Below are 16,318 nucleotides of genomic sequence, written 5' to 3'. Positions count from 1 at the left end.
TCATCCGCACATGTGCGGATGAATGTGGGAAGTGTTCGGATGAAGTTGATAATCAAGGGCGCCTTGCCGTCTGCGGATTTTGGGACATGCGGCCCGCTTTTTCGACCCATCTGTCGGTACACTAAAAGCACTATGGGTACCCGCGAGCGACATATCGGCCACGCGGCCGCCCGGACCGCGCCGGTTGCGGATCCCAGGGGCGGAAGGCTCTTCGCCATGCCGCGATTCCTTGTTGGCATAACACATCGGGTATACCGTCACCGCGTCTTTTCTGTCGCCGGTGTCACCACCGCGCTGTTCCTTATACTTTTGGCAGTCTTGCCGGCGTTGTTCGCCTCCGATTCCAAGCTTTCCAATGCCGTGCCCGCCTATAGCGAGGTGTCCGAAGAGGTCGTGGATGCGCTCGTCCACTCGAGCTCTCTCCCGCTTCTTGTCGCCGCAATTATATTTTCGATCTGGGGCGTATCGGTCTATCTGCGCTGTTTGGACTATGTGCTGCGCCGCCGCCTTGTTGCCGTCGCCACCATCTGCGCCCTGTGGATGATCGAAGTCATTCTCAAGTACAAGTCGTTCACGCCGTTCTATGCCACCGTGCTGTGGTACCTGTACTACGTGCCCATGACGCTCATTCCGCTGCTCTACCAGTTGTGTGGTCTGCGCCTTGCGGGCCTGGAGCAACACCGCCTGGGTCGCCGCTGCTGCGCTGCGCTGTGGATTATGGCTATCCTGCTTATCGGATTTGTGCTCACCAACGATTTTCACCAGCAGGTCTTCCACTTTGACCGTACAAGCGACACCTGGAGCAACGATTACACGTACGGCTGGGGTTATTTCGCCGTCCTCGTGTGGACGGCCTTTAACTTTGTGGCCTTTTTTATCCTGGTGAGCCGGTCCTCGTCCTTTCGCATCCAACGTTTCTCGGGCACGGCGGCGCTCGTGCTGCTGGGCGGCGCGTTCTTTGCCATCTCATATGCGTTGCGCGTGCCCTGGGCATGGAGGCTCAACTTCTCGCTCATCTATTGCGTCTTGTGTGTGGTGGCGATGGAAATCTGTCTCGATTGCGGTGTCATTCCGTCATATCACGACATCGCCGGCATCTTCGACACCTTGCCGCTCGACCTCAAAGTTCTAACGCGCGACCTGCAGGAAGTCTATGCCACGCCAGTGTCAAAGCCAATGCCGGTAGGCGTGTGCGAAGAGCTGCGAGCCCAGGAACACGGGCATGCCCATGCCTTTGCCGTGGAGTCCAATCCCGATGCAATGTACCGAGCCTTTCCACTGCTGGGTGGATCGGCCCTGCTTGCCCAAGACGTGTCGGATCTCAACGAGCTTAACCGTGAACTGACACACCGTCGCATGGAGCTGCAGCGTCAAAACGAGCTGCTCGCTGCCGACTACGACCTTAAGACGCACCTGGCAGACCAAGAGGCCGAGACCTTGCTGGTCCAAGACGTGGACCAGGCGCTTGCCCGCGCGCTCGAAGGGATGTACGACCTGCTGAGCTCGCTGCCGCCGTTGACCGACGAAGCGTCTTCGCACGAGCGTTACCGCATGCTGCAGCGCGCCAAGATGCTCGTTGCCTATTGCAAACGCAAAGGGTCGCTCACGTTGGCACAGCACGGGGAGAGCGGTTTTGACCGCGACCGTATTCAGCTCATTGCCAACGAGCTCGCAAGCGACCTGCGCACCATCGATATCGATTGCGCCTCGATTATCGCCATACGGCGCCCGATGCACGCCAGTACGGTAAGCGCCCTGTACGACTGCGTGTATGACTTTGCGTTTTTTGCCTACACCACCGACCATCCGGCACTTATGTATCACTTGGGCGACCATGACCGATGCAGTGTCGAGCTGCGCGCCACGCTTTTTTCCAACGATGATGAAGATCTTTCGCAGACGCCCGCTGCGCAAGAGCTCGGAAGCGCTCTGCAAGGGCGCAACGTGGCATACCGCCTTGAGGGCGAGCCCGGCCAGCTGCGCATGATCGTCTTGATGCCGAGGGCGGGTGAGTGACGATGCAGATTTCGCTCATCCTTCCCCAAATCGTTGCGCTCGATGTTGTCTTTGCCCTGGCTGCGTGTCTGCAGACGATCCACGTCCCGCTCATTTCATCGCGCCGCTCGTCCTATAACCGTAAGGTGATTTGCGCCTACGAGGCGAGCCTCGTGGTTCACCTGGTGGTTTCGGCGCTTATCCTGTTCGCGTCGTCTGGCTCGTATCTGGTGGCGCCGCTTGACGTTTGCGCCAGGGCAATGGGCGGAGTGCTGTGGCTCAATGCCGCAATCTTTGCCTATGGCGTGGTGCTTATGGTGCGCTATCGTCGCCCCGTCATGCTGGCCGAGCTGTCGCTTGTTGTCGCCGTTACACCACCGGTGGTTTTTGCCATGGGCTCGGCGTGGACCGTTGTCCTTATCGCAGAGGGAGCGTTCTTCCTGTTCCGTTCCATCGCGGCGCTCTTGATGGACGTCCGTAACCGCCAGGAGGATATCACCATGTTCTCGACGATCGAGACCATCAACGTGATTCCCGTGGGCATCCTGTATCTAGACCCGAGGGGCCGTCCGCTACTCATGAACCGCTGCATGCGCAAAAACCTGGTGGAACTTCATATGCCAACCGATCTACGCGACATGAGCAGCACATGGAACGACCTGCGCAAACTTAGCATGCAAATGCCCGAAAGCAGCGCTAATCGCGCCCATATCGACCTTGATCGCTTTGGTAGGGATCGCGTCGTGGTCGAGATCTCTCCTTCCGAGATTCGTCTGTTCGTGCGTGACTCCGTTACGGTCTCGGGCCGTCCGTTCGAGCGTGTCGTCGGCCTGGACGTGACGGAATACGCACACGCCTACGACCGCTTGGCGCAAGCCAACCACCTGCTTGAGCTTGCGGGCCAAGAGCTCCAAGCCCAGATCGAAGAAGTCAAAAAAGTTGCTGACAATGCGGCCTATCTGCGTATGCGCGCTCGCGTGCACGACGTGATCGGGCAGCGCCTGTCCATCCTCCATCGTTATCTGGAGGAGGGGCGCCTGGACGATGAGTCACTCGAGCAGATCGACCCGCTGCTGCGCTCAATCGCTGCCGATCTGCGCAGCGGAGGCGACACCGAACCGGCAGAGCAACTGGGCGATATCGTCCATGCCTTTGGCCTGGTGAGCGTGCAGATCGATGTGGAGGGCGAGCTGCCAAGCGACGCGCGTGTCGCCGCAGCCTTTCTGCAGATTATCCGCGAGGCCTCGACCAATGCCACCAAGCATGCACAGGCCCATCAGGTCCATGTGCGCCTGCGGCAGGAGACGTCGGAAGACGGCGCTGTTGCGCGGATGACCGTTTCTAACGACGGCGCGCCTGCACCCGTATCGTATCGCGAGGGAACGGGTATCCCAGGTATGAGGCATGTCGCACAGAATCTGGGCGGCAGCCTGGAAGTCCACACCGCCCCGCCCTTCACGCTTACGGTGTCCATCCCGCTCGCCTCCAGCGCCACGGTCCAAAGGAGAAGTTCATGATTCGCGTGTTAATCGTCGAAGACCAGGCTATCTTGCGCGAGAGCCTCGCGCGCTCCGTCGGTGACCAGCCCGACATGACGGTTGTTGCCGCGATCGCCGACGCCTCGGATGCCTTGGACGTTGTGCTTAAGGAGCGCCCGGACATGATACTGATGGACGTATGCACCGAGCATGATTCCAACGGCATCGTGGCGGCGGCGCGCATCAAGGAGCAGCTGCCCGAGTGTCGCATCATTATCATGACCGGCATGCCCGAGATCACCTTTGTCGATCAGGCCCGCGAGGCGGGCGTCGATAGCTTTGTGTACAAGAACGTCGGTATCGACGAGCTGTTCGCCGTGATGCGCTCCACGCTGGCGGGCTATTGCACGTTTCCCAAGCCGCCCGAGAGCATTTTTTCGGGCACGGCGGCACTCGACGATGTTGAGCTGTCGATTTTGCGCCTTGCCTGCGAGGGCAAGAGCCGCCGCGAGATCGCGGCCGAGCTGTTTATGAGCGAGGGCACCATCAAGCGCCGCATCTCGGAGATCCTGAGCAAGACCGGCTACGACAACATCATGCGCCTGGCCGTGCATGCGGTGACCGAAGGCAGCATCGTTCCCAACATGGAGCGCTAACGCTCGTTGCGTATCGGCATAAAAACGACGGGGCCGCAGGATCAACTCCTGCGGCCCCGTCTGGTGTGCGCGGATGTGTCCGCCAATCCGCGGCTGATGTTACGTGCCGTTACGCGATAGTTGCGGTGTAAGAGGCGACGTCCTCGTAGGAATCGGTCAGGTAGGCGTCGATGCCGATGGTCGTATTGACGAGGTCGTCAAGGCTGTCAAGCTCGCCGCTCGAGAACGTGAATTCCTCGGTGGCGTTGGTGCCGGGCATCAGGTGAGCCGAGAACCAGGGTTCCTTCATGGTGCCGTTGACGTTGGTCTTGCCGGAAGGAGCGTAGAAGGTCAGGTCCTTGTCGCTCTTGTTGGTGATGTTGACGACAAAGCCGATGTCGCCCCAGTCGTCCTTGAACTTCTCGGTGATGGTGATGGTGCACAGGTCGTCATCGGCGACGGTGACGGCGGGGGAGATTTCGATGCTCTGGACGTCGTCGTCTTCGACGGCCTCATCGATCTCTTCTTCCTTCTCGGCGTTCTCGCGATCCTTCTTCACCGTACCGGACAGATCCTTGTCGGACTTCGTAAAGATAATCTTGTCGCCTTCCACCTCGAGGACGAGCTTGTCGTCCTTGAGCTTCAGGTCGTGCGACTCATCTTCGGCGGTAATCGTTACGGTGGTGGCGTCCTTGGCCTCCCATTTCAGGTCGGCGACCTCAAGGAACATGTCGAGGACGCCCGTGCCGTCTTCGTCGAGGATCAGGATACAGTTGAGGCCCCACTCCTTGAGCATATCCATGTACTCATCGGTGAGCTCTTCGCCGTCCAAGGTTCCACCCGAGTACTGCCAGCTGCCGACGAAGTTGGCCTTGGGGTCCTTGCCGCCGCCGCTGCAGCCCGTCAGGGCAAAGGCGAGCGCCAGGACGCATGTCAGGAATGCGAGTACGGACTTTTTGAACGTTGTCTTCATGGTGTCCTCCTTTATCGAACGAAACCCATAGAAGCAAATGCGGGAGTGGCGGAACCCCCGCCAATTACCAGATAAAGGGGCTAGGGCCTGGGCGTTCCGCAGTTGCTGCAGAACTTGCCGCCGTTTTCGCTGCCGCAGTTGGGGCAGAACCACTTGGCCGGTGCGGGCGCGGGCGCGGGGCTGCCGCACTCGGAGCAGAACTTGCCGGTGTTGGTGGCGCCGCAGCTGCAGGTCCATGTGCCGGCCGCAGGTGCGGCGGGAGCCGGTGCGGGAGCGGGTGCCGGAGCCGGCTGCGGGGCGGCCTGCTGCTGCGCCTGGCCGGCGGCGAACAGCTGGCTGGCGTTCATACCGCCCATGCCGCCTGCCATGCCCATGCCCATAAAGCCCGCCATCGCGCCGTTGGGGTTGGCGGCTGCCGCGCGCATTGCGTCGCTCTGGGCGCTGGCAATGTTGGCTGCCGCCATAGTGGGATCGCGCATGACCGCGGCTTTCTGCAGGTCCTTGATCATCTGCTCGTCCTCTTGCGAGGCGGCGATGGAGTTGACGCCAAAGCTCACGATCTCGACGCCACGCAGGTCACGCCAGTCGGCAGAGAGGACCTCGTTGAGCGCACGGGCGAGCTCGGTGGTGTGGCCGGGGATGGCGCTGTAGCGGATGCCCATCTCCGAAATCTTGGCAAAGGCGGGCTGCAGGGCGGTGAGCAGCTCGGACTTAAGCTGGCTGTCGATCTTGTCGCGCGTATAGCTATCGGTCACGTTGCCGCACACGTTGGTGTAGAACAGCAGCGGGTTGGTGATGCGATACGAATACTCGCCGTTGCAGCGCACGGAGATGTCGACGTCCAGGCCAATGTTGTTATCGACCACGCGGAAGGGCACGGGCGAGGCGGTGCCGTACTTGTTGCCGATGATCTCCTTGGTGTTGATGAAGTAGACGCGCTGGTCCTTGCCCGCGTCGCCGCCAAAGGTAAAGCGGCTGCCGATATTGGCGAAGGTCTCCTTGATGGAGTCGCCCAGGTTGCCGCTAAAGACGCTCGGCTCGCTGCCGGTATCGAAGACGAACTCACCGGGCTCCAGCGCGACTTCGATGATCTTGCCGTTTTGCACCACGAGCATGCCCTGGCCGTCGTTGACGGCGATGACCGAGCCGTTGGAGATGACGTTGTCCTCGCCGCGCGTGTTGGAGCTGCGGCCACCGGTGCGTTTGCTGCCCTTGCAGGCCAAGACGTCAGCAGGCATCGATTCGCAATAGATAAAATCCTTCCACTGGTCGGCCATGACGCCGCCGGCAGCTCCCAATCCAGCTTTCAAGAGTCCCATGGTAATCTTCCTTTCTCGTCAAAGGCCGGGTGGTATTGGTTGGATTGCTTAGTCGTCCTTGTCGTCTTTCATGACAACGGTGGTCTCGGTGTGGCTGAAGGTGTCGTGCTTCTCGGTCAGGTCGAGCTCGCCGCAGTACTCGTCGGCGTGGGTGGCCTCGTTGGCCGTCTTGAGCTGGCCTACCAGTAGCACGTCTCCGATAATCACGATGATCAGCGGCGCGATGACGTTGATGAGGATGCCCTCGATATCAAAGGTGAGGTAATCCGGATCGAAGGCGTATTCCCCCATAAAGAGAATCTGGGAGAGGATAAATCCGATCACGAAGAACAGCACCGAGGCGATGGCGAGCTTGGGCTTGGAGCAGGGGAGCTCGCCGACCAAGCGGCCGGTCTGGCCGTTCATGGCAAACAGGTAGCTCTTGCCGTTCCACGAGGTGGAGAGCATCCAGACGGGGAACAGGGCGTAGTCGCTGTCTTCCCAGGTGTAGTCGAGCTGCTTGCTTTCGACCGTGGCATCGTCGTATTCGTCGACGACGGTCTCGCGCAGGGCCGAGATTGTGCTTTCTTCCATACGGCGTTCGGCGCGCGCCTTGCAGGTCTCGCAGTCCTCGTCGTAACGGTTGGCGATGTAGCCGGGCATATATGCGACCGAGAACGGGCGCAGCGCGTCGTAGTCAAACGGCTCGATGGCATCCATGTGGCCGTCGGGCATCTTGGACGATCCGTCGACGGGCACGCGCTTAAACGAGATATTGCCCTTGCGATAGGCATCGTAGTGGTCGGTGGTCGTGACGGTGCGGTCGGATTCCTCGGTCACGGTCTCGTTGGTCGCGTCAAAGTACACTTCGCCGTCAACGCGGGCGCCGTAGAGCCAAAACGGCACGTAGACACCTTGGACCTCGTCGATGTGGTTGCCGGTGACAAAGCTCTTGGGCAGCAAGATCTTGCCCTTGTAGTGTTCCTTGAGTGCGGCCGTGACGTCATCGCGCCCGAGCTTAAACGGAATTACTAGGTCGGGCGAGAAGTCGCCCGAGAGCTGGCCGGGCGCCACGGCGGAGTTGCCGCAGTACGGGCAGGTGGTGACGGCGACGGTGCCGTCGGACACGAGCTCGGCGCCGCACGACGAGCAGATGTAGCCGGCGTTTTGGGCGAGCTCCTGCACCGCGTCGTCGGCGACGGGCTTGGGCGTTGCGGCTGCCGCATCGGCTTTGGCGTCGGCCTTGTCCTGGCGCTCGCGATAGAGGGCCTCGACTTCTTCGACTTCAAAGCGCGAGTCACAGTAGTCGCAGACGAGCTTTTGCTCGGCACTGGCAAAGTGAAGGGGGCCGCCACACGCGGGGCATTGATAGTTGACGCTCTCGAAGGCCATGATCGGTCCTTTCGCTGCCGGAGGCTATGCGCCGATGGCGCCGCCGCAGTATTCGCAGCGCCCGCTGGCATCGGGAATGGTGGTGGCTCCGCAGAAGGGGCAGGTGACCGCGGTCTTGGGGGCCTTGGCGGCCACGACGCTATCGCGCGTCTCCTGGCGCAGCTGCACCAGCGCGTCGCGGACCTCGGTTGCCTGGCGCTTGGCCTCGCGGTATTCGATGGAGCCGCGCTGATCGATGGTGGAGTCGTTCACGCGCAGGTTGATTTCGGTAAAGTACGGCGTGTTGACGTGGATGGTCAGATTAAAGTCGTAATCCAGGTCGTAGCGCGGCGGGTTGTAGCTCTCGCGCTCGCCGTCCTTGGTCTCGCGATAGATCTCGGTGCGCTGCTCGTCGATATCCATATCGCAGCCGAGTACCTGCGAGAACTCGATGATGTCGGGATTGGCGTCGCGCCAGCGGCTCTGCGAAGTGATGATCAGCAGGCCCGCGTCCTCATCGAGCATAATATTGGTGCGCCCGGCAGAAAGCGTGCGCGTGGGGTTGAACGAAGACAGGCGCTCGGCGTTGGCCTCGCGGTAGGCGAGTTGCTCACGGATATCGTCCGCGGTGCTGGAGCGATAGCCGTGAAAGTAGGGGGAGAGCTTGCCGGCGCACTCTTTGCACAGGTAGCCTTCATTGATTTTTGTCTTACCTAGAAGTCCCAGCTCGGTACCGCAAATCGCGCACTCTTTCTTCTCGAACATCTTGTCAAAGAAGCCCATGGCTGCCTCCCATCAACTGGTAGCGTGTGTCACTTTTGATGATGGGGGAGTGCGCGATCCTTCGCGATACCCAGACGGCTCAAGGAGTCTCCACAACTGGGACACATGGCCCATTTTTCATCCGACACATAGGGACACTCCTTGCTGCGGGTAGTCATTGCACTCATTGGGGACGTACTTAAATGAGTGGTAGTTGGGGACACTCCTGGCCGAGCTAGAGGCCGCGCGTGTCCCTTCTGGTCCATGAGGCTCAAAACCGCGGTGTGACGTGAACGGCTGGGGTCAAATTTGCAGCATTTCAAGCCTGGCTTCGATATTGAGACTGGTTCTTTATTAAAATAGATTTCCAGACAATTGAGCGGCTGGGGGTTAACCATGAGGGGCATGGGAGACACAACCGCATATTTGCGTCGGGGCATTCGGGAGATTATATGCCTGGTGCTGTTCTTCTTCACGTTTTTGGCGTGCGAGTATCTTTTTGATGTGCGCATGGCCGAGTTCGTGTCTCCGAACGAGGTCGTTATTTATGAGAGCCTTGTCATCGGCGCGAGCGTGATTGGCTTTTTTGTGCGTCCCATTCTGTACTATCGCCGTCCCCATGCCATTGACGCGACGAGTGACGTCACGGGCGTTTTGCTGGTGGCGGCATTGCTGCTGTTGATTATGGCGGTTCAGGTTGAGGTGGTAATTACCGGCGGTTTGGTGGCGTGCTGCGCGCTGGGCTACTGCGGATCGACTGCTCATGCAAATTTTACGAGGCGCTTTGCGCGAACGCCCTGCTTGGCGCGCGCCGCCGCACTTTCTTACGCCATGGGCGTTCTGGTGCAGGTTCTCAACCACATGGTGGTGCCTGTCGGCATTCCTCAGCAGGCTGTTCTGGTCGTCTGTGCGATCGCGCAGGTGGCGTTGCTCCACAGTGCCCGACGCGCCAAGCTGCGCGACGAGTCCGATCCCAACTTTGAACCCAGTGCTGCCGGGCTTTCGGTAGATGCTCTGGAATATGGCGCCAAGTGGCATGACGATCCCGAGGCAAAGGCGGCATTCCGTCGCGCCGTAGTTCGCCTGACCGTGGCGACGGCGTATCTTTCCAGCGTATTCGCCGCTCTCAACGCGGGCTTCACGACCCTGCATGCTGTCGGAGCCGTCGATTTGGGCGATTGGCCGCGCCTGCTGCTTGTCGTGAGCTCGTTGGTCGCTGGCGCACTATTTGACCTGCACGGCCGCTCGTATATGAATATCGGCATGACATGTGCCGCCATACTGTCCACGCTTTCGTTCTTTGTGCTCATCGTCGATGGCAATGGCGGCAACGAGCTTGCTGCCACGAGCATCTTTTATCTGGGCTTGGGCTTTTTCGTGGTGTTCTTTACCACAAAATATGCCGCCGTCTCGCTCTATGCGCGCTGGTCATATTTTTGGCCGTGCATGGGTCGCGTCGTCAACAACGTGTGCTCGATGTTCGTGACGGCGCCGGCAGTGGCGATTATCTCGAGTCAAAATGTGCTGGCTGCGGTCGGTGCGGCGCTCGTGATGTTTGTGGGCATTGCGATTACGCTGCTGGGGCAGTTGGGGCAACGGGCCGATGATGCCGCGATGCGGGACGGACTGCCGCTTGCCACCGACGATCTTGGTGGGGATCTTGCGCCCACATGCTCCGACCCCGAGCCCGTGGAGGCAGCGGAGCTCACGTCCGATGAACGCCTTGATGCCTTCGTCGCCACCTTTGGGCTTACAGAGCGCGAGCGCGATATTCTTGAGGTCTTGGTCGTTTCGGACCAGAGCGTTCAGGACATCGCCACAACGCTCTTTCTTTCGCGCTCCACGCTCTATCGCCACATTTCCTCGATCAACAAAAAGGCCGGTACCGCCTCGCGTGTGGCCCTTATCAACTTCTTCTGGTCCTGGACACCCAAGGACTAGCTAACCTCCCAATAAGTTGCGGTGGAATAGTCCCTAAATTAAAGTCACGGGGCTTTAAACAGGAACTATTTCACCGCAACTGCTGGGGGGATAGACTGCGGCGGCGGCAGAGGCAGCGGCAGCGGCGTTGGCAGCTGTGGTAGTGGCAACGGCAGCTGGCAGGGTGTTTTCCGTCTACTTGCTACAGCAGCTCGCCGTGGCGGGCAATGTAGCGGCACTTTGCCAGCTGGGTGAGCGCGATATAGGCGATAACGATGCCAATGAGCAGCCCAAAAAAGCTCGTGGGCAGCGGCATGAGGCCGAGCACATCGGCGATGGGGCTTGCCGGCAGCCAGGTGACGAGCGCCAGGCCCAGCACGGTAAGAACGCACAATGCGGGCGCGGCGTGGTCGCGCGGGCTCGGCAGATGCGGGGAGCGCAACATGTGGACCACGAGTGTCTGCGACCACATGGACTCGACAAACCAGCCGCTCTGGAAGAGCGCAGCAAAGGTCGCCATACCCGCGACGTCGCCCGCGGCGGCAAGCTCGGACCAGCTTGCGTCCACGGCGGCGGGGCACACGACAAAGAAGAGCGCGGCGAAGGTCACGATGTCAAACAGCGAGCTCACGGGGCCCAGCTCGAGCATAAAGCCCTTGATGGATGCGGCGTCCCAGGCACGCGGGCGGGCAGTCCAGGCGTCATCGACGGTGTCCCACGGCAGTGCGATGCACACGATCTCGTAGACCAGCGACAGCAGTACCAGCTGCAGGGCGCTCATGGGCAAAAACGGCAAGAACAGGCTCGCGACGGTCACGGACAGCACATTGCCAAAGTTGGAGCTCACCGTGGTCTTGAGGTACTTGAGCAGGTTGCCGTAAGTGCGGCGGCCTTCGATGATGCCGCGCTCGAGCACGCCCAGGTCCTTCTGAAGCAAGATGATATCGGCGGATTCCTTGGCAATATCGACGGCCGAATCGACCGAGATGCCGCAATCGCTCGCACGCATGGCGGCGGCGTCGTTGATGCCGTCGCCCATAAAGCCCACGGTGTGGCCGAGCATCTCGCGCATGACACGTACCAGGCGCGCCTTCTGCAGCGGCGAGAGCTTGGCGAAGAGGTGGGTTTTCTCGGCGCGCTTGGCAAGTTCGGCGTCATCGAGCGCATCGATCTCGGAGCCGAGCAAGACGTTGCTCGCATCGATACCAATCTGCTCGCAGACGGTGGCGGCGACGCGGTCGTTGTCGCCGGTTAGGACCTTGACCGCCACGCCCTTGGCCTCGAGGGTGGCGACGGCGCCCGCGGCACTTGCTTTGGGCGGATCGAGGAAGGCCAAAAAGCCCATCAGCACCATGTCGCACTCGTCGGCGATGCCAAACTCGCCCACGCAGCGCGGATTGGTCTTCTGCGCCACGGCAATTACGCGTAGGCCCTCGGCGTTAAGTCCGGCGATCTGCTTGCGAATCTGGGCGAGCTTCTCGTCGGTGAGCGGCTGAGCGATGCCATCGATCTCGACAAAGGAGCAGATCTCGAGCATTTCCTCGGCAGCGCCCTTGGTAACCATCTGGGTTTTGCCTTGGGCGTCGGCGACAACTACGCTCAGGCGACGGCGCGAGAAATCGAAGGGAACCTCGTCGACCTTGGTGTAGCGGTCGCGCAGGCTCTGGCCCAGCATGGAATCGGGTGCGACGGTCGAGGGCGTCACATCGGCACGGTCGATTACGGCCAGGTCGATAAGATTTTTGAGGCCGGTCTGGAAGAAGCTGTTCAAAAACGCATGGCGCAGCACGCGCGCGTCCTCGTTGCCATCGGTGTTGAGGTAGCGCTCGAGCACGATGCGGTCTTCGGTGAGGGTGCCGGTCTTGTCGCAGCACAGGACGTCCATCGCTCCGAGGTTTTGAATCGCCGGCAGCTCCTTGACGATAACCTGGCGACGGGCGAGGTCCTTGGCGCCCTGCGACAGGCTCGTGGTCACGATGACGGGAAGCATCTGCGGCGTGATGCCCACGGCCACGCTCGTGGCGAACAGCAGCGCGTCGATGACGTTGCCCTTGGTGGCGGCGTTGATGGCAAAGACGGCCGGCGCCATAACGAGCATCAGGCGCACCAGCAGCATGGAGACGCTCGAGACGCCGCGGTCAAACGCGCTCTTTTCGCCGCGCCCGTTGAGCATCTTGGCGATGCCGCCCAGGTAGGTGTCCGAGCCGGTGGCAACGACAAGCGCCATGGCGGCGCCGTTTTGCACGGAGGTGCCGGTAAAGACGATGTTCTTGCAGGCAGAGAGTGGCAGTGCGGAGCCGTCGGCGCCCTCGACGACGGTGACGGCGGTGGTCTTCTCGACGGCCTCGCTCTCGCCGGTGAGTGCGGACTCGATCACAAACAGGTCGCGCGCGGTGATGATGCGGGCATCTGCCGGCACCATATCGCCGGCAGAGAGACGGATTACATCGCCGGGGACGAGCTCGTCGAAGGGGATCTCGATGCGCTCGCCGTCGCGCAGGGCGGTGCAAGTGTTGGAGACCAGGTCCTTGAGGGCCTCGGCCGCATTGCCGCTGCGGGCTTCCTGGATAAACTTCATGCCGCCCGATACCAGCAGCATGGTGCCGATGACGATGACCGTGGAGGGGTCGCGCTGCGGTTCGGGCACGGCGAGCACGTCGATGTAGAGCGAGACCAGTGCGAGCGCGGCGAGGATGCCGGCGAAGGGATCGATGAACGCGTCGGCGATGCGGCGGGCGAGCGTTTTGGTCGTTGCCTCGATGGTGTTGGGGCCGACGGCGTTCAGGCGCTCAGTTGCCTGCTCGACGGTGAGGCCGTTTGCCGTGGCGTCAAGCAGTACGAGGGCGTCCTCGGCACTATGGGTGGCGGCGAATATGGTGTTCTTGGACAGGCCGGTATGAGCGGCAGGGCGCGCCGTGCGGCGGCGCTTGGAGATGGCTTCGAGTACCGTGACGGTTTTGAGCATCAGCATAGGGTCCTCCTTGTTGAGGGGAGTTAGCGTACGTGTCGTATTTGCTTCAAAAAACCTAGATGTCGCTCACGTCAAGCTCTTGAGCCCACAAAGGGTGCAGCGCGCCTTTGCGGTGGTTTTGGCGATCTGCCGGTGGCGTTTATGCGTGTGCGGAGTCCTCGCGGCGTGCCGAGGGCGACATGCAGGTTTTTCGACTAGGACTGCCTTCCATGGCACACCTCCTAAAGGCTGAGCGCAGCGCGCTTTGGGTATCTCGTACCCCTTTTTAATCCGCCCGTATTCTTGATGAGGGGGTTTGACATGTCAACCCCATTGTTCGGAAAACCATTCCCCCTGACAAAGCCTTTACAGAATGCCGTGGCCCCAAAGCGCGCCCGCATCGACGCTTCGCCTGCGCTAAACTGGAAGGCACGTACGCGATTACGAGAGGAGCCCGCATGGAGGCTTACAAGCAAGAGTTCATCAAGTTTATGGTCGAGTCCGACGTCCTTAAGTTCGGCAGCTTTACGCTCAAGAGCGGCCGTCAGTCCCCGTTCTTTATGAACGCCGGCGCTTACGTGACGGGCTATCAGCTCAAGAAGCTGGGCGAGTATTACGCCCAGGCCATCCACGATAACTTTGGCGACGACTTTGATGTGCTGTTTGGACCGGCCTACAAGGGTATTCCGCTGGCCGTCGTGACCGCAATTGCCTACCACGAGCTGTACGGCAAGGAGGTCAAGTACTGCTGCGACCGCAAGGAGGCCAAGGACCACGGTGCCGATAAGGGCAACCTGCTGGGTTATGAGCCCAAGGACGGCGACCGTGTGGTCATGGTCGAGGACGTTACCACCAGCGGCAAGTCCATCGACGAGACCTATCCCAAGGTCAAGGCTGCTGCCGATGTCGAGATCAAGGGCCTGATCGTGTCCCTCAACCGCATGGAGGTCGGCAAGGGCGGTGTGACCACCGCGCAGAAGGAGATCGAGGCCAAGTACGGTTTCCCCGTCGCGAGCATCGTCTCCATGGCTGAGGTCGTCGAGACCCTCTACAACCACGAGATCGACGGCAAGGTTGTCATCGACGACGAGCTCAAGACCGCCATCGACGCCTACTACGAGCAGTACGGAGCACGTTAGTTACGGCGTTTTACCAAACGCCGTAACTGCTCGACGCTGCGCGGGCCGCATTTGGACAATCTGACGTTCAACTTCAAGGGCGCGACCAGAAGGTCAGCGCCCTTTCGTTTCACGTCACCTTGTCTCAAATGCGACCCGCTCGCTGTCCGTTCTCTACCTGCGGCGTCGTCTTGCTCCGAATGCGGCTCGCTCGCTGTCGTTGCCGAAACATCGGCGTTGCCGGACTAGTCATTGGGGACGTTCATAAATGACTAGTCAGAAATGAGCGTGGATAATCTCCCGGTTTTGGCCTGTGTGCGGGCTCAAAGTGGGAGATTATCCACGCTCGCTTTAATTTGCCTGGGCTGCGATGCCTATCTAATCGGCTCGGCGTCTTCCCTGAGAATCGAAAGATACTCTTCATACCCGTACTGCCGGTATCTCTGTCTTGACTCGTCGAGCGGACGGAGGATACCCAATTCTTCAAATGATTTGACAAGCGAGCTCGCGGTACTCCTGCCGATATCGAGTTGGGCAGCGATGAATGCGGTGTCGACGATGGGGTGCTCTTCAAGAATGCCCAACAGCCTTTGCCCGTTTGCAGCGGTCCTTCCGAGATTTTCGGTAATGGTTGCTGTGGAACGGTTATGGAGGTCAACAAGGTTTTTTAAAGACCCTACCGAGTCCTTCGCACTCTCGAGAAGACTGTTGCAGAAAAACTCTATCCATTCCTCGTAAGTGCCTCTCTCCCTTACGGATGTGAGTTGCCGGTAGTACTCGCTTCGATTTTTCTTGAACTGGAACGATGGATAGAACAAGCAAGAATGAAGAACGCCATCATTGATGAGCATAAGTGTAATGAGAAGCCTGCCCAGGCGACCGTTTCCGTCTAGGAATGGATGGGCAGTTTCAAATTGGTAATGGACGAGCGCCGCCCGCACAATCGGATCCATTTCGACTTGAGGCTCATTGATAAAGCGTTCGAGGTCCTGGAGCGTGTTACTCAAATCTTCAATGTTTGGAGGGACAAACGATGCGGTTGCAATGGTGCAGCCTGAGGGGCCAATCCAGTTTTGTGAGGAGCGCAGCTCGCCTGGATTCTTCTCCGTTCCGCGCACTCCGTCCAGCAGGACCGCATGAACTTGCCTAAGAAGTCTCGTGCACAAGGGCATCTTTTTGAGCAGTTCTACGCCGCGGTCGACAGCACGGACGTAATTCACGACGTCTGCGACATCTTTATGATGGAGTTGTGTTTGCGATGGACTAAGTAGGTCGTCAAACGTGCACTGGGTTCCTTCAATTTGCGAAGAAAGGAGTGCTTCTTTGCGCACGTACATTGTCAGATACATGTCGGCGTTGGGAACAAAGTAGAGCATGCCTTCAAGCTCTCCAAGCTTTCGTGAGCATGCGGAAAGCGTGCGATAGGTTTCCTCGGTGAGGTTTAGCTGCCTCAATGATTGCAAGGGCGTTGGAAAAAACGAATAGTAAGCCAATTTCCCCGATAGATTATTGCGGAGCGTTCCCTGGCCGTTCTCCTCGATTTGCATCGCGCCCTCCATATCTTTAGTGCCGGAAACTCGTTATTAGGCTAATCATATCAATTCTAATAACGAGTTTAAGGATTAAATAGTTATTAGAATTGATGTAAACAATCTAATGATGAGAAGTCGTTATTACTTGACCATGGAGCTCGGCTTGGTACAGGGGGGGGGTTGTCCAAAATGAGAGCGGATAATCTCCCGTTTTTGGCTCGGTGACGGCCTCAAAGGGGGGTGCGGACAGAAAGTTGGACCGCGGGGCGGTCCGGACTGGAGGTTC

General features: G+C 59.7%; 11 protein-coding genes. 5 read left to right on the top strand and 6 right to left on the bottom strand.

What is annotated here, in order from left to right; all coding sequences use genetic code 11:
- Positions 1 to 216: 216 nt before the first annotated feature.
- Genes PGW49_RS09695 through PGW49_RS09685 form a run of 3 tightly spaced genes read left to right on the top strand, consistent with a single transcriptional unit; the run spans position 217 to position 4,129 of the window.
- Positions 217 to 2,016 carry a histidine kinase N-terminal 7TM domain-containing protein gene (locus PGW49_RS09695; RefSeq protein WP_270226375.1) on the top strand — a complete coding sequence of 600 codons (1,800 nt, stop codon included), beginning with the start codon at positions 217 to 219 and terminating at the stop codon, positions 2,014 to 2,016.
- Positions 2,017 to 2,018: 2 nt separating this feature from the next.
- Complete coding sequence (locus PGW49_RS09690; protein WP_333494018.1) at positions 2,019 to 3,512, top strand: sensor histidine kinase; 1,494 nt, start codon at positions 2,019 to 2,021, stop codon at positions 3,510 to 3,512.
- Complete coding sequence (locus tag PGW49_RS09685; RefSeq protein WP_270226373.1) at positions 3,509 to 4,129, top strand: response regulator transcription factor; 621 nt, start codon at positions 3,509 to 3,511, stop codon at positions 4,127 to 4,129. Before PGW49_RS09690 ends, PGW49_RS09685 begins: the two co-directional genes overlap by 4 nt.
- Positions 4,130 to 4,238: 109 nt before the next feature.
- Here the strand turns inward: PGW49_RS09685 and PGW49_RS09680 are convergent, their stop codons facing one another.
- From PGW49_RS09680 to PGW49_RS09665, 4 genes are all read right to left on the bottom strand, one after another.
- Positions 4,239 to 5,081, bottom strand: a complete 843-nt coding sequence (locus PGW49_RS09680; RefSeq protein WP_270226372.1) for a hypothetical protein — start codon at positions 5,079 to 5,081, stop codon at positions 4,239 to 4,241.
- Positions 5,082 to 5,161: 80 nt separating this feature from the next.
- A complete protein-coding gene (locus PGW49_RS09675) occupies positions 5,162 to 6,400 on the bottom strand; it encodes an SPFH domain-containing protein (protein ID WP_270226371.1) in 1,239 nt (412 codons plus the stop codon).
- 48 nt (positions 6,401 to 6,448) lie between these two features.
- Positions 6,449 to 7,771: a hypothetical protein gene (locus PGW49_RS09670; RefSeq protein WP_270226369.1), complete on the bottom strand. Its 1,323-nt coding sequence runs from the start codon at positions 7,769 to 7,771 to the stop codon at positions 6,449 to 6,451.
- 24 nt (positions 7,772 to 7,795) lie between these two features.
- Positions 7,796 to 8,533 (bottom strand): DUF4428 domain-containing protein, encoded by a 738-nt coding sequence (locus PGW49_RS09665; RefSeq protein ID WP_055310636.1) that lies wholly within the window; start codon positions 8,531 to 8,533, stop codon positions 7,796 to 7,798.
- A 375-nt stretch (positions 8,534 to 8,908) separates the two neighbouring features.
- Between PGW49_RS09665 and PGW49_RS09660 the strand changes: the two genes are divergently transcribed.
- Entirely contained in the window at positions 8,909 to 10,453 is a 1,545-nt protein-coding gene (locus PGW49_RS09660) for a helix-turn-helix transcriptional regulator (RefSeq protein WP_270226368.1), read from the top strand.
- A 181-nt stretch (positions 10,454 to 10,634) separates the two neighbouring features.
- Here PGW49_RS09660 and mgtA read toward each other — a convergent pair whose 3' ends face one another.
- Positions 10,635 to 13,403, bottom strand: coding sequence for a magnesium-translocating P-type ATPase (gene mgtA, locus PGW49_RS09655; RefSeq protein WP_270226367.1), 2,769 nt, complete (start codon positions 13,401 to 13,403; stop codon positions 10,635 to 10,637).
- 437 nt (positions 13,404 to 13,840) lie between these two features.
- Here mgtA and pyrE point away from each other — a divergent pair, with 437 nt between their 5' ends.
- Positions 13,841 to 14,521: an orotate phosphoribosyltransferase gene (pyrE, locus tag PGW49_RS09650; protein WP_148332521.1), complete on the top strand. Its 681-nt coding sequence runs from the start codon at positions 13,841 to 13,843 to the stop codon at positions 14,519 to 14,521.
- A 353-nt stretch (positions 14,522 to 14,874) separates the two neighbouring features.
- Here pyrE and PGW49_RS09645 read toward each other — a convergent pair whose 3' ends face one another.
- Positions 14,875 to 16,047, bottom strand: a complete 1,173-nt coding sequence (locus PGW49_RS09645; protein ID WP_035136612.1) for a Fic family protein — start codon at positions 16,045 to 16,047, stop codon at positions 14,875 to 14,877.
- Positions 16,048 to 16,318: the final 271 nt, after the last annotated feature.

It is taken from the genome of Collinsella aerofaciens, from assembly GCF_027679495.1.
GTDB lineage: Bacteria > Actinomycetota > Coriobacteriia > Coriobacteriales > Coriobacteriaceae > Collinsella > Collinsella aerofaciens_AK.
The sequence above is the reverse complement of the archived record's forward strand: the minus strand, read 5'-3'. Positions and strand labels throughout refer to the sequence as shown.

Excerpts from the sequence above, each read along its gene's own strand:
- PGW49_RS09670 (WP_270226369.1), bottom strand. The coding sequence starts at position 7,771 with ATGGCCTTCGAGAGCGTCAACTATCAATGCCCCGCGTGTGGCGGCCCC.
- PGW49_RS09680 (WP_270226372.1), bottom strand. The coding sequence starts at position 5,081 with ATGAAGACAACGTTCAAAAAGTCCGTACTCGCATTCCTGACATGCGTC.
- PGW49_RS09695 (WP_270226375.1), top strand. The coding sequence starts at position 217 with ATGCCGCGATTCCTTGTTGGCATAACACATCGGGTATACCGTCACCGC.
- mgtA (WP_270226367.1), bottom strand. The coding sequence starts at position 13,403 with ATGCTGATGCTCAAAACCGTCACGGTACTCGAAGCCATCTCCAAGCGC.
- PGW49_RS09675 (WP_270226371.1), bottom strand. The coding sequence starts at position 6,400 with ATGGGACTCTTGAAAGCTGGATTGGGAGCTGCCGGCGGCGTCATGGCC.
- PGW49_RS09645 (WP_035136612.1), bottom strand. The coding sequence starts at position 16,047 with ATGCAAATCGAGGAGAACGGCCAGGGAACGCTCCGCAATAATCTATCG.
- PGW49_RS09665 (WP_055310636.1), bottom strand. The coding sequence starts at position 8,533 with ATGGGCTTCTTTGACAAGATGTTCGAGAAGAAAGAGTGCGCGATTTGC.
- PGW49_RS09660 (WP_270226368.1), top strand. The coding sequence starts at position 8,909 with ATGAGGGGCATGGGAGACACAACCGCATATTTGCGTCGGGGCATTCGG.
- pyrE (WP_148332521.1), top strand. The coding sequence starts at position 13,841 with ATGGAGGCTTACAAGCAAGAGTTCATCAAGTTTATGGTCGAGTCCGAC.
- PGW49_RS09690 (WP_333494018.1), top strand. The coding sequence starts at position 2,019 with ATGCAGATTTCGCTCATCCTTCCCCAAATCGTTGCGCTCGATGTTGTC.
- PGW49_RS09685 (WP_270226373.1), top strand. The coding sequence starts at position 3,509 with ATGATTCGCGTGTTAATCGTCGAAGACCAGGCTATCTTGCGCGAGAGC.